Source organism: Microbispora bryophytorum, assembly GCF_043197435.1.
GTDB lineage: Bacteria > Actinomycetota > Actinomycetes > Streptosporangiales > Streptosporangiaceae > Microbispora > Microbispora bryophytorum.
On sequence record NZ_JBICTF010000001.1, the window covers coordinates 323,532 to 336,477 of the forward strand.

The 12,946-nt window shown below is 71.6% G+C and carries 10 protein-coding genes; 2 read left to right on the plus strand and 8 right to left on the minus strand.

Annotated features, from left to right (window positions below):
* Positions 1 to 66: 66 nt before the first annotated feature.
* Complete coding sequence (locus ACGFIB_RS01490) at positions 67 to 1,671, plus strand: serine/threonine-protein kinase (protein ID WP_357240176.1); 1,605 nt, start codon at positions 67 to 69, stop codon at positions 1,669 to 1,671.
* A gap of 178 nt (positions 1,672 to 1,849) precedes the next feature.
* Here the strand turns inward: ACGFIB_RS01490 and ACGFIB_RS01495 are convergent, their stop codons facing one another.
* From ACGFIB_RS01495 to ACGFIB_RS01505, 3 genes are read right to left on the minus strand one after another with little or no spacing between them, the layout of a single operon-like run.
* The gene (locus tag ACGFIB_RS01495) at positions 1,850 to 2,779 is read right to left on the minus strand and encodes an RluA family pseudouridine synthase (protein WP_142568636.1); all 930 of its coding nucleotides are present in this window, start codon (positions 2,777 to 2,779) and stop codon (positions 1,850 to 1,852) included.
* Positions 2,772 to 3,452, minus strand: a complete 681-nt coding sequence (lspA, locus tag ACGFIB_RS01500; protein WP_393367764.1) for a signal peptidase II — start codon at positions 3,450 to 3,452, stop codon at positions 2,772 to 2,774. Before lspA ends, ACGFIB_RS01495 begins: the two co-directional genes overlap by 8 nt.
* Entirely contained in the window at positions 3,425 to 3,820 is a 396-nt protein-coding gene (locus ACGFIB_RS01505) for a TraR/DksA family transcriptional regulator (protein ID WP_357286398.1), read from the minus strand. Before ACGFIB_RS01505 ends, lspA begins: the two co-directional genes overlap by 28 nt.
* A gap of 704 nt (positions 3,821 to 4,524) precedes the next feature.
* Between ACGFIB_RS01505 and ileS the strand changes: the two genes are divergently transcribed.
* Positions 4,525 to 7,683 (plus strand): isoleucine--tRNA ligase, encoded by a 3,159-nt coding sequence (gene ileS, locus ACGFIB_RS01510; RefSeq protein ID WP_393367766.1) that lies wholly within the window; start codon positions 4,525 to 4,527, stop codon positions 7,681 to 7,683.
* Between the two features lie 228 nt (positions 7,684 to 7,911).
* Here ileS and ACGFIB_RS01515 read toward each other — a convergent pair whose 3' ends face one another.
* The 5 genes from ACGFIB_RS01515 to ACGFIB_RS01535 all read right to left on the minus strand — a co-directional run bounded on the left by ACGFIB_RS01515 (position 7,912) and on the right by ACGFIB_RS01535 (position 12,939).
* Positions 7,912 to 10,227 (minus strand): hypothetical protein, encoded by a 2,316-nt coding sequence (locus ACGFIB_RS01515; RefSeq protein ID WP_393367768.1) that lies wholly within the window; start codon positions 10,225 to 10,227, stop codon positions 7,912 to 7,914.
* Between the two features lie 46 nt (positions 10,228 to 10,273).
* A complete protein-coding gene (locus ACGFIB_RS01520; protein WP_142568625.1) occupies positions 10,274 to 11,137 on the minus strand; it encodes a DivIVA domain-containing protein in 864 nt (287 codons plus the stop codon).
* Positions 11,138 to 11,186: 49 nt separating this feature from the next.
* Complete coding sequence (locus tag ACGFIB_RS01525) at positions 11,187 to 11,453, minus strand: YggT family protein (RefSeq protein ID WP_205829672.1); 267 nt, start codon at positions 11,451 to 11,453, stop codon at positions 11,187 to 11,189.
* Between the two features lie 104 nt (positions 11,454 to 11,557).
* Positions 11,558 to 12,085 (minus strand): cell division protein SepF, encoded by a 528-nt coding sequence (locus ACGFIB_RS01530; protein WP_142568623.1) that lies wholly within the window; start codon positions 12,083 to 12,085, stop codon positions 11,558 to 11,560.
* Positions 12,086 to 12,219: 134 nt separating this feature from the next.
* The gene (locus ACGFIB_RS01535; RefSeq protein ID WP_393367771.1) at positions 12,220 to 12,939 is read right to left on the minus strand and encodes a YggS family pyridoxal phosphate-dependent enzyme; all 720 of its coding nucleotides are present in this window, start codon (positions 12,937 to 12,939) and stop codon (positions 12,220 to 12,222) included.
* Positions 12,940 to 12,946: the final 7 nt, after the last annotated feature.

Sequence of the window (12,946 nt, forward strand, 5' to 3'; positions counted from 1 at the left end):
AAGGATTTCGCCCCAGAACAGTAACGATGTCGCATGCGTTCGCCCACGAGGGGTAGCGCGACAATCATGGCTGAAGCGCAGACCTCCGAACGTGTCGTGGCAGGACGCTATCGCCTGATCAAGCCGCTGGGACGGGGCGGCATGGGCACCGTGTGGCGCGCCGTCGACCAGGTGCTCGAACGAGAGGTCGCCGTCAAGGAGCTGCTCGCGTCGAACGAGCTCACCGGTCCGGAGCGGGAGGTCTTCACCATCAGGACCTTCCGCGAGGCCAGGGCCGCCGGGCGGTTGAGCCATCCGAGCGTGGCGGCGGTGTACGACGCCTTCGAGGAGAACGGCTACCCCTGGATCGTCCTCGAACTGATCCCGTCCCGGACGCTGGGATCGGTCATCCGCGAGGAGGGCCCCCTGCCGCCGCGGCGGGTGGCGGAGATCGGATCCCAGGTGCTGGCCGCGCTACGCGTCGCCCACGCGAACGGGGTGCTGCATCGGGACGTGAAACCCGACAACGTGCTGCTCGCCGACGACGGCCGGGTCGTGCTGACGGACTTCGGCATCGCCGCGATGGAGGACGACTCGCCGGTCACCCGCACCGGCATGCTGATCGGCACCCCGGCGTTCATCGCACCGGAGCGGGCGGCGGGACAGCAGGCGCAGCGGGCGTCGGACCTGTGGTCGCTCGGAGTGACGCTGTTCCTGGCCGTCGAGGGGCGCTCGCCGTTCCACCGCGGTCACGCGCTGGCGACACTGGCCGCGGTCATGTACGAGGAGGCCGGCCCCCTGCACAATGCCGGGCCGCTGGCACCGGTGATCGAGGGTCTGCTCATCAAGGACCCGGCCCGCAGGATGACCGCGGACTACGCGGCCCAGCACCTGCACGCCGTGGCCAGCGGGCAGGTGACCGATTCGGTCGTGCCGCGCCCGCGGCAGCCGCCCCGGCTCGCCCGGCTGATGCCCATCTTCGACACCGCGCCTTCGGAGCCCGTGTCCACGTCCGCGCCCGTGCCCATGCCCTTCGGCGAGGGCACCCCGACGCCGGTCCGGGTGCCCGCGCCCGTACCGGTGGGCGGACGCCGCAGGCCCTGGGCCCTGGCGGCGGGTTCCGGGGCGCTCGTCGCGTTCGTCGGGCTGGTGGCCGGCGCCGTCGCGTTCACCACCGCCAGGCTTCCGGCCGACCCGAGGGGGACCGCCGTGGTGAGCACGCCCACGGTGACGGTCTTCGCGACGAAGACCGCCGAACCCCGGGCCACCGAGCCCAGGACCGCCGAGGCCGGCAAGCGGACCGAGAGCCGCGACGTGAGCAGGACGGCCACCCAGCCGGTGACGAACACCGGGAGCGGCGCCGCGGGCGGGCACCGTATGGAGGAACGCGGCAGGCCGACGGACAGGTCCGCCGGAAGGTCACCCGGCAAGCCCGGCGGGGGAAAACCCAAGGGCAAGCCCACCGGGGCCGCATCCAAGGGGGCGGGCAAGCCCAAGGGGTCTCCCCCCGGAAAGCAGACAGGCAAGGGGAAGCCCTCCGCGCCCAAGCCCGGGGCCGGCGGCGGAAGCGCCGAGCCGCCCCAGGGCAAGGGTGGGGGCCAGGGAAAAGGCGAGGGCCAGGAGGCCACCACGGACGACCTCGGTGACATTCCCGACGGCTACACCCAGCCGGAGAACGACTGGGATGCCTGACCGCGCCATCACCGCCTGACCACGCCATCAGCACCTGGCCGCGCCACCACTGCCCGACCGCACTATCACTGCCTGACCACGCCGTCACGGCCTGACCGCGCCATCAGCAAGCACCGCAGGACCGCCGCAGGACGGACGCAGCACGGGCGCCGGATGGGATGAATGCCCGGAGCGCGCGTCAGCCCTCGTCCGCGAGGATCTCCAGCGCGTTGGCCAGGTCTGCGGGGTAGTCGCTGGTGAAGGTCATCCACTCCCCCGTCGCCGGGTGTTCGAACGACAGCGAGGCCGCGTGCAGCCACTGCCGGCCCACTCCGAGGCGGGCCGCGAGGGTGGGGTCGGCGCCGTACAGCAGATCGCCCACGCACGGGTGCCTGAGCGCGGCCATGTGGACCCGAATCTGGTGGGTCCTGCCGGTCTCCAGCTTGATGTCGAGCAGCGACGCCGCCCGGAACGCCTCGATCGTGTCGTAGTGCGTGACCGAGTCCTTGCCGCCTGCCACCACGGCGAAGCGCCCGTCACCCGCCGGATGCCGGTCGATCGGGGCGTCCACGGTGCCCCGCAGCGGGTCCATGTGCCCCTGCACGAGCGCGCGGTAGCGCTTGTCGACCGTGCGTTCCTTGAACGCCCGCTTGAGGTGCGAGTAGGCCCGCTCGCTCTTGGCGACGACCATGACGCCGGTGGTGTTGGCGTCGAGCCGGTGCACGATGCCCTGCCGCTCGGCCGCGCCGCTGGTGGACACCCGGTGCCCGCCGCCGAGCAGGCCGCCGATCACGGTGGGGCCGGTCCATCCGACGGTCGGGTGCGCCGCCACGCCGATCGGCTTGCTCACCACGACGACGTCGTCGTCCTCGTACAGGATCGCCATGCCCGGCACGGGCTCGGCCACGGGCATCGGCGCGGCGGGCGGCGGCGGAATCGTGACGTCCAGCCACGCCCCGGCGTGGACGCGGTCGGACTTCGCCGGGACCCCGCCGTCGACCAGCACGTCCCCGGAGGCGATCAGTTCGGCCGCGCGGGTGCGGGAGAAGCCGAAAAGCCGGGCCAGGGCGGCGTCGAGGCGCTCGCCCTCCAGGCCGTCCGGCACGGGCAGGCTGCGCTGGTCACCCATCGGCCCGCTCCCCCGCCCGTTCGCCGGCCTGCTTGCCCGACTCGCCCTCCGCGTGGTCGTGCGCGTGCTCCTGCGCACTGTCCTGCGTGTGGTCCTGCGCCTTGTCCTGCGTGTGGTCCTCGACGGACCCGTCCATCTGGCGGGTGCCGTCGATCTGGTAGCCGCGCCAGGCGAGGAACACGGCGAGCACGCCACCGCACACGATCCCCGAGTCGGCGACGTTGAACACCGGGAACCGGGTGACCGGGAACACCTGGATGAAGTCGACCACGTGCCCCTGGAACGGGGCCGGCCACCGGAAGATGCGGTCGGTCAGGTTGCCGACCGCCCCGCCCAGCAGCAGGCCCAGCGTGATCGCCCAGGGCAGGCTGCGCAGCTTCCGCGCCGTACGCACGATCGCGACGACGACGGCCAGCGCGATCACCGTGAACACGATCGTCATGCCGGTGCCGATGCTGAAGGCGGCCCCGGCGTTGCGGATCACCGTCAGCACCAGCGCGCCGGGCACGACGGTGACAGGCCCCTCGTGCTCCAGGAACTCCACGACGAGGAACTTCGCGACCTGGTCGAGCGCGTACACCACCGCGGCCACGGCGACGAGGAGAGCGATCCTCCGCGCCCGGTCGGGCCGCGCGGGTTCACCGCTCAGCGGCGCTCCTCCCGCTGCTTGCACGCTACGCACAGCGTCGCCCTCGGGAATGCCCGCAGGCGCTCCTTGCCGATCGGCTTGTGGCACGATTCGCACTCTCCGTAAGTCCCTGCCTCGACGCGGGCGATCGCCCGCTCGTTCTGCGCGAGCAGGTCGCGCGCATTCAGGGTAAGGGCGATCTCGCGCTCACGCTCATACGTCTTGGCTCCGGCGTCCGCCGGATCGTCCCCCGCGCCCTGGCTCACGTCTCCGGAGGCGAGCTGTTCCTCCGCCCGGGCGATGTCGGCGCGCAACTCCTCGATCTCGTGCCGCAGCCGCTCACGGACTTCGGCGAGCTCCTCTTCGGACCAGACGTCGTCACCGATGGCGGTTTTCGCCGTGCGCGTCGTCATTGCGGGCCTCCCCTTCGCCCAGAACCCTTCGGCCCCGTGGCACCCTTCGAGTGGTGCGATTCGAGCCCGTCCGGGCAGAATAAGTCGCCGATAACGGATCGGCAACGGACTCGCTGAGGCTTTTACCCCACCCGTAACCGGGTGGCGCCTTCGCGCAGCTCCTCCTCGTCGCCCTCTATTTCGATCGTTTTGTCGGTGGGTGGTACCACCCGGACCCACGCCCCGGGTCCCGGGGCGGCGGCCCACGCGGGGGCCGCCTCCGTCGCCGTTTCGCCGGCCACGGCGCCCACCCGCACACCCCCACAACAATCGCGGAGCCTGCGCGTGTTCCTCCCACGTATTCCCGCGACGAGCCGGGTCTCACCCGGGACGTCACCCGCATATCGGGAAGCCCTTCCGGCCGGGTTGCGTTATCGTCATAGTCTGCAAGGTGTTGATGGGGACGAGTACCTCCACATCCGCCCGCTCAGCGACCCGGGGACGGTGCGAGCCCGGGGCGGGCCGTGAAGGGAAGATCACCCCGGAGCCGCCGGAAGAAAGGCCGTCCCGGCCGAGTAGAACCGGCAGCGGAAAGCGAAACGAGAGGGCGTCCGGCACCGGCCGGGCGTCAAGAAGGGTGGTACCGCGGAGCCGTCCGGCGGCTTCGTCCCTTCACGCCATGTCAGCAGGCTGTCACAGCCACCGCGTGGAGGTCCCGCCCGACGATGTCTTCCCACTATTTCCGCTCACTTCCCGCGCAGGTCGACCTGCCGGCCCTCGAGCACGAGGTCCTCGAACGCTGGCGGGACGGGAAGGTCTTCGAGCGCTCGCTGCAGCAGAACGCCGACGGCCCCTCCTGGGTGTTCTTCGAGGGCCCGCCCACGGCGAACGGCATGCCCGGTGTGCACCATGTCGAGGCCCGCGTCTTCAAGGACATCTTCCCCCGCTACAAGTCCATGCGCGGCTACCACGTGCCCCGCAAGGCCGGCTGGGACTGCCACGGCCTGCCCGTCGAGGTCGCCGTCGAGCAGGAACTCGGCCTGTCCGGCAAGCCCGAGATCGAGTCGTACGGCATCGCCGAGTTCAACGCGCGCTGCCGCGAGTCGGTGCTGCGGAACGTCGACGCGTTCGAGGAGATGACCGAGCGGATGGGCTACTGGGTCGACATGTCCCAGGCCTACCGCACCATGGACCCCCAGTACGTCGAGGCCGTCTGGTGGTCGCTCAAGGTCGTCTGGGACAAGGACCTGCTGTTCCGCGACCACCGGATCACGCCGTACTGCCCCCGCTGCGGCACCGGCCTGTCGGACCATGAGCTCGGCCAGCCCGGCGGCTACGAGACCGTCTCCAGCCCGTCGGTGTACGTGCGGATGCCCGTCGTCTCCGGCCCGCTGGCCGAGATGGGCGCCTCGCTGCTGATCTGGACCACCACGCCCTGGACCCTGGTGTCCAACACCGCGGTCGCCGTGCACCCCGACGTGACGTACGTCGCGGCCCGGCGCGGCGACGAGGTGCTGGTGGTGGCCGAGCCGCTGCTGCGGCGGGTCCTCGGCGAGGACGCCGAGGTGCTGGCCACCTACCAGGGCTCCGAGCTGGAGCACACCGTCTACCGGCGCCCCTTCGACCTGGTGGACATCGAGGGCGCCCACTACGTCGTGCTCGGCACGTACGTCACGGTCGAGGACGGCACCGGCCTGGTCCACCAGGCCCCCGCCTTCGGCGCCGACGACATGACCGTCTGCAAGCGCTACGGCCTGCCGGTGGTGAACCCGATCGGCCCGGACGGGCGCTTCCTGCCGGACGTGCCGTTCGTGGGCGGTCTGTTCTTCAAGGACGCCGACGAGCCGCTGACGGAGAACCTGCGCGAGCGCGGGCTGCTGTTCCGTGGCGAGCACTTCGAGCACAGCTACCCGCACTGCTGGCGCTGCCACACCCCGCTGCTCTACTACGCGCTCCCGTCCTGGTACATCAGGACCACCGCGATCAAGGACCGGCTCCTCGCCGAGAACGAGCGCACCAACTGGTTCCCCGAGACGATCAAGCACGGCCGGTACGGCGAGTGGCTGCGGGGCAACGTCGACTGGGCGCTGTCGCGGTCCCGCTACTGGGGCACGCCGCTGCCGCTGTGGGTCTGCTCGGAGAACGAGGACCACGTCACCTGCGTCGGCTCGCTGAAGGAGCTGGGTGAGCTGGCGGGCCACGATCTGACCGGCCTCGACCCGCACCGCCCGTTCGTCGACGATGTCACCTTCCCCTGCCCCACGTGTCAGGCCGAGGCGCGCCGGGTGCCCGACGTGATCGACGTCTGGTACGACTCGGGCGCCATGCCGTTCGCCCAGTGGGGCGCGCCGCTGGTGAACAAGGACGTCTTCGAGAGCTCCTACCCCGGCCAGTTCATCTGCGAGGCGATCGACCAGACCCGCGGCTGGTTCTACTCGATGATGACCGTCGGCACGCTGGTGTTCGACCGGTCGTCGTACGAGAACGTGCTCTGCCTCGGCCTGATCCTCGCCGAGGACGGCCGCAAGATGAGCAAGCACCTGGGCAACGTGCTGCGCCCGATGCCGCTCATGGACCAGCACGGCGCCGACGCCCTGCGCTGGTACATGGCCACCTCCGGGTCCCCCTGGGCGCCCCGGCGGATCGGGCACACCGCGCTGGAGGAGATCGTCCGCAAGGTCCTGCTGACCTACTGGAACACCACGTCGTTCTTCGCGCTCTACGCCAACGCCGAGTCGTGGTCGCCGGCCCGGATGGCCGACGCCCCGGCGTACGCGGAGCGGCCGCTGATCGACCGGTGGGCGCTGGCGGAGCTGCACCGCACGGTGGCCGAGGTCACCGCGTCGTTGGAGGAGTTCGACACGACCCGGGCCGGGCGACGGCTCACCGAGTTCCTGGACGACCTGTCCAACTGGTACGTCCGCCGCTCGCGCCGCCGCTTCTGGTCCGGTGAGGCGTCGGCCTTCGCGACGCTGTACGAGTGCCTGGAGACCGTCACCCGGCTCATGGCCCCGCTCGTGCCGTTCGTCACCGACTACCTCTGGGACGTGCTGCGCGACCCGGACGCCCCGGCCTCGGTGCACCTGGCCACGTGGCCGGAGGTGAACGCGGCGCTGCTCGACCCCGAGCTGTCGGAGCGGATGGCGCTGGTGCGCCGGCTCGTGGAGCTGGGCAGGTCGGCGCGTGCCTCGTCGTCGGTCAAGACCCGCCAGCCGCTCGGCCGGGCCCTGGTCGGCGCCCCCGGCTGGGCCTCGCTCCCCGGCGAGCTGCGCGACCTGATCGCCGACGAGCTCAACGTCCAGCGGCTGGAGGACCTGTCCGGTTTCTCCGCCGACCTGGTGACGTTCACGGTCAAGCCCAACTTCCGCAGCCTCGGCAAGCGGTTCGGCTCGCAGACCAAGCTCGTCGCCGCGGCCGTGTCCGGCGCCGCCCCGGCGGAGCTGGCCCGCGCCCTGCGCTCGGGCGGGCCCGCGACCGTCGAGGCCGGAGAACTGGGCACGGTGGAGCTGGGCGCGGACGACGTGATCGTGACCGAGCAGCCGAAGTCGGGCTGGGCCGTGGAGACCGGCGCGGTGGACACCGGCACGGGCGAGACCGTGGCGCTGGACCTGGCGATCACCGACGAACTGCGCCGGGCCGGCCTGGTCCGCGACGTGATCCGGCTCGTCCAGGAGGCCCGCAAGTCCACCGGCCTGTCCATCACCGACCGCATCCACCTGTGGTGGTCGGCCGGCGGTGAGCTGGCAGCGGCGCTGCGCGAGGGCGGCGACGCCGTCGCCGACGAGGTGCTGGCGGTGAGCCTGGCCGAGGGCGTTCCTGACGAGGACCTGCCGGTCCACGAGGATGCCGACCTGGGCCTGTCCTTCCGCCTCCGCAAGGCCTGATCCCGCGACTGACGGGGCCGGTCACCGACCGGCCCCGTCAGCGTTCCACCGGCGTTCGTTCCACCGGCGTTCCATCAGCGTTCGGCGTTCGATCGGGGACGGCCACGGCCGCGCCGTGCCGCGCCGGGGTTGGCGTCCGGAACCGCCTCGGAGACGACAGCAGTGTCGCCCCGCACCGCACACCGCGCCGCACTGGCCGGCTACCCGGCCCTCACGCCGCAGAGCGCGTCAACGGTCGTTCTGGCAGACCGAGCAAGGGGTGAGGTTCGCCTCGTCGGCCTCGGCCCGTGTCATGGTCTCGATGCCCGAGTCGCCCATTCCGCTGATCAGGGGGCAACCGGCCTCGTGGTAGCGCCGGGTGCCGATCATGACCCGCACCGGCGCGTCCCCGTCCGCGGACGGCTGAGCCGCGCCGGCGGTGCGATCCTCACCGGTCTCGCTTCCCGACCCGCCGCGGTCCTCGCCTGTCCTGCCCGGATTGTCCGGGCTGCCGGAACCGGACGTGGCCGCCTTTGCGGCGCGGGTCGGCGCGGCGCCGTCACCCATGCCGGCGCCGTCCTCACGGGCGGAGCCGGTCTTCTCAGCGCTCTTCTTGGCGCTCTTCTCAGCACCGGTCTTCTCGGTGCCAGCCTTGCCAGTACCGACCGTGCCAGTACCGGCCTTGTCAGTGCCGTTCCCGGAGCCGGTCTTCTCCGCGACGCCCTTGTTCGCGGTGGTCTTGTTCGCGGTGCTCTCGGCGGCGGAGGCCGAGCCGGAGGTGGAGCCGGCCGAGGCCGCGGATCCGGCGCGCCCGGATCCGGGGGTCTCTGCCGGCTCCACCGGCTTTCCGGGCCCCGCACGCCGGGGCGTGGGGGCGTCCTCCGGGCGGGACGCCGCCTTCGCGTCCGCCGCGCCGGAGGCGCTCTGGTCGTCACCGGGCTGCTCGTCGTCCGCCCGGGAAGCGGTGGCCTTCGGCAGCGAGGCCGCACGCGAGCCGGGAGCCTGGTCCACGGCCGTGGATCCATCGGGCTCGCCGTCCCCCGGCGACGAAGTTTCCTTCCCTGCCTCCCCGGTCGCCTTGGACCGGGCGGGGTCCCACGGCAGGGGAACCCTGCCGGGCACGAACCAGTCGTGCTCCGCGGTGTCGGTCAGCGAGTCGTCCGTCTCGTCGTCCGCCTGGTCCGACGCCGATCCTGCCGCCGGCGGAGACCAGGCCGGTGCGGACCATGACGTGGCGGAAGGCCAGGACGGCGCGGAGGATCCGGACGACGATCCCGAAGACGCGGCGGAAGGCGAGGACGGCGGCGTGGAGGACGGCGAGGTGGAGGACGGCGAGGTGGAGGCGGACCGCGGCACCGCCGTCCCGGCGCCGGACTCCGGCGACGTGCCCCGGCCGAACCAGTTCACCGGCGTGTGCCCGTCGCCCTCGGTCCCGGCATCGGCCTCGGAAGCCGTGTCGCGCGCCGGACCGTCGTGCTCATCGACCTCGCCCGCGTCGGCGGTCTTCCCTGACGTCTTTCCGGACGCCTTCTCCGCCGTCTCACCGGGCTTTTCGCGCGCTACGTCGTCGGACGGCCTGCCGCCGGGGGGCGTGGGCGGGGCGGTCGTGGAAGGGCCCGACGCGGGCGGAGCGGCGGCCGGCGACGCACCGGCGGCGCCCCCCGCGGTGGCGTCCGACGCACCGGGATCTGGCGCACCGGAATCTGACGCACCGGGATCTGAGGCACCGGGAGCGGACGACTGGGGGCCGGACAGTTCGGAGACGGACGACTCGGGCAGGCGCGGCCCCGGGACGCCGGGCTGAGGGAACCGCGCGACGGGCGGCTCTCGATCAGCGGGCGTGGAACGGGACGGTTCCCGGCCGGTCGTGCCGGAGGTTCCGGCCGAAGGCGTGGTGGTCGTCGGAGCTTCCGCGCGCATGCTCTCGTCGCGGGCCGTGTCGTCGCGGGCTGCGTCACCGCGGTGAGGGGTCTTGTCCGGCTCCGCCGTACGGGCGGAGTTCTCGGGGAGACAGGTGGTGCACGGGGTGAAGCCCTCCTCGCGGGCCTCCTCGTGCGTGAGCTCCTCGGTTTCACGCCCGACGAGCTGGCGGCAGGTGGCCAGGTGGAAGCGCTTACGCCCGGGGATCACGAGAACGATCGCGTCGGGGGCGAGGCCGCGGCCGGAACCGGCCGGCGACCGCGTGATCGGTCCCGTCCGCTGGGGCGGGAAGGTCTGTGGGGGCAATGCCCCGTGATGCGTGACCGGCGGTGCCGCCACCATGGGCGTCGCCACCGGATGCGCCGGTGCCCCGACGAGGGCTCCGCCGTACGCCCCGCTCACGGCACCGACGTGCGCGAGCTGGGGCACGGACGAACCCTGGGGGGTGGGAGCGGTTCCTTCGGCGGCACGCCCACCGGCGGGGAACAGCTCATGGCGCCTCAGCAGTGCCCCGATCAGCAGACAGACCGCCGACAGCACGCTGACGACGATCGACCACATCACGAGAGGGGGCGTTCCCAGCACGACGCCCGCGATGAGCAGGACGATTGCAGCGAGGACCAGTGCGGCACTGATGAGGATCACGGGGGGTTCTCCGAGCTATCGGGTCCCTGTGAGGACCCGCCACTTCTTACCGGCGGTCGTTGTGGGGGCCGTCGGGTCCGGGGAAGGCGCCGGAGTGCTGCGAGGGCTCCTGACCGAACGGGTTGGGGGCGGCGCCCATCTGCTGGGGGCCGGGTGCGACGGCGTGGGCCATGGCCGGGGCGGCGCCCACGATCGGGAACCCTCCACTGCCCTCACCCGCGACGTTCAGCTCGGCGAGCTGGTTCTCCAGGTACAGCTTGAGACGGCTGCGGTACTCGCGCTCGAAGCTGCGCAGCTCTTCGACCTTGCGCTCCAGCTCGTCACGGGTCTGCACGAGGGTGCCCATGGCCTGGCGGTGCCGCTCCTGGGCGTCGCGCTCCAGCGTCTCCGCGCGCGCGCGAGCGTCGCCGATGATCTGCTCGGCCTGGCGGCGGGCCTTGCCGAGGATGTCGTCGGCCTCACGCCGGGCGCGGGTCACGGTCTCGTCCGCCTCGCGACGGGCGTCGGCGATCGCCTGGTCGGCCGTCTGCTGGGCGAGGGCGAGCACGCGGGCCGCGGTGTCCATGTTGTCCTCGGCGGGCGGCAGACCCATGCCGACGGGCACCGGCTCGGGGCGGGCCGGCTCCGGAGGTTTGATCGGCTCCGGCTGGGGGGCCATCATCTCGGGCTTAGGCTCTGCCACGGGAGCGGGCGCCATCTGCATGGAGCCGGGCATGCCCATGCCCCCGGGAACCTTGCCCCTGAGGCACTCGGCCAGCTTCGCGCGGAGTTCCTCGTTCTCCTGGATGAGGCGGTCCAGTTCGGCCTCGACCTCGTCGAGGAACGCGTCGACCTCCTCCTCGTCGTACCCCGGCCTCAGCCGGGTGGTACTGAACTGCTTGTTCCGCACATCAGCGGGCGTCAACGGCATTTGGGTCTCCTTGGCGCGCTTGGAGTCTGTCCGGTCGGACGGTACCCGATCAACGAAGCGCGTTCACGACTTGGATCAAGACCAAAACCACAATGAACAGCACTGTGAAGCTCAGGTCAAAGGCCACCGTACCCAACCTGAGGGGCGGAATGAAACGGCGGAGGAACTTGAGAGGCGGGTCGGTCACTGTGTAAACAACCTCCGCCAGCACCAGGACGACCCCGGTGGGCCGCCAGGCGCGGGCGAACGCCTGCACCGTATCTATGATCATTCTGCCGATCAGCAGAACCAGGAAGAGGGTCAGGGCGATGACCAAGATCTCACTAATGATCCCCACGGTCGAGCCCCGCCTCCCCTCGGTCCAGCCGCCCTCGGGCCGCACGGGCACCGCTCAGCCGGTCACTGTTCATGTATGGAACTCTAGCTCTGGTTGAAGAAGCCGCGTTCCGCGATTCTGGCCTTGTCCTCGGCGGTCACCTCAACGTTGGCGGGGGACAACAGGAACACCTTGTTGGTAACACGTTCGATGCTGCCGTGTAGGCCAAAGACGAGACCTGCCGCGAAATCGACAAGGCGCTTGGCGTCGCTGTCGACCATCTCTGTCAGATTCATGATGACGGGCGTGCCCTCGCGGAAGTGCTCGCCGATCGTCCGCGCCTCGTTGTACGTGCGGGGATGCAGGGTGGTGATACGCGCCAGATCGGTGGTGCGGCGCTCCAGCACGGTTGTGGGGGGACGCGGAGCGGGGACGGCGGCCTCGGTGTCGTCCTCGCGCTCAAGGGGCCCGGCATGCGTGCCCGAGGGGCCGGCGAAGCCGCGCCGCGGCGACTCGTACTCCTCGTCGCCGTACTCCTCGTCGGTGCCGTATTCTGCCGCATACCTGTCTTCGTAGCGGTCGTCCTCCACGAGACCGAGGTAGACCGCCATCTTGCGCATCGCGCCGGCCATCGCTCGTCGTCCTCCGCTTTACTGGTGCCTTCAAGGTCCCTTCGGAAGGCCAGGGCGGTAGCCGTACCCCCCTTGGAGCTCACCGCTGATCGACCTCTACCTGTGCGCGGACACCACGGTCCACTTGGGGGACATTACCTGACGAAGGGCTTTCTGCGGCCGAGCAACGCCGTACCGACTCGCAGGTGTGTCGCGCCGTTCGCCACAGCCTGGGGGATATCTCCGCTCATCCCGGCCGATATCACATCGGCCGCGGGGTGTTCCTCGCGGACCCGCTCGGCGACGGTCCGCAGGCGGGCGAACGCGGCCGCCGGATCCTCCCCCTGCGGGGCGACCGCCATGACCCCCCGCAGGCGCAGCCCCTCCGCCTTCGCGACGAGCCCCGCGAGCGCCGGCACCTCCTGCGGCGCGGCGCCGCCCCGCCCGGCCTCGCCCTCGCCCTCGCCCGGCGCGGCGTCGAGGGCGACCTGGATGAGGCAGTCCACCTCACGCCCCACGCGTACGGCCTCGCGGCTGAGCACGTCCACCAGACGGGGACGGTCCACCGAGTGGACCATGTGGGCGTAGGAGGCGACCGAGCGGACCTTGTTCGTCTGTAACTGGCCGATGAAGTGCCAGGTGAGGCCGAGACCGGCGCACTCGGCCGCCTTGGCCGCCGCCTCCTGGTCGCGGTTCTCGCCGACGTGCGACACGCCCAGCTCCGCGAGCAGCCGCACGTCGGAGGCCGGATAGGTCTTCGTCACCGCGATCAGAGTGATCTCCGACCGCGACCGGCCCGCGTCCCGGCAGGCGTCGCCGACGCGCCGCTCCACCTCGGCCAGCGCCGCGGCCAGCTCCTCGCGCCGGTCACCCACGGACCGT

Excerpts from the sequence above, each read along its gene's own strand:
- ACGFIB_RS01490 (WP_357240176.1), top strand. The coding sequence starts at position 67 with ATGGCTGAAGCGCAGACCTCCGAACGTGTCGTGGCAGGACGCTATCGC.
- ACGFIB_RS01495 (WP_142568636.1), bottom strand. The coding sequence starts at position 2,779 with ATGGGTGACCAGCGCAGCCTGCCCGTGCCGGACGGCCTGGAGGGCGAG.
- ACGFIB_RS01505 (WP_357286398.1), bottom strand. The coding sequence starts at position 3,820 with ATGACGACGCGCACGGCGAAAACCGCCATCGGTGACGACGTCTGGTCC.
- ileS (WP_393367766.1), top strand. The coding sequence starts at position 4,525 with ATGTCTTCCCACTATTTCCGCTCACTTCCCGCGCAGGTCGACCTGCCG.
- ACGFIB_RS01520 (WP_142568625.1), bottom strand. The coding sequence starts at position 11,137 with ATGCCGTTGACGCCCGCTGATGTGCGGAACAAGCAGTTCAGTACCACC.
- ACGFIB_RS01530 (WP_142568623.1), bottom strand. The coding sequence starts at position 12,085 with ATGGCCGGCGCGATGCGCAAGATGGCGGTCTACCTCGGTCTCGTGGAG.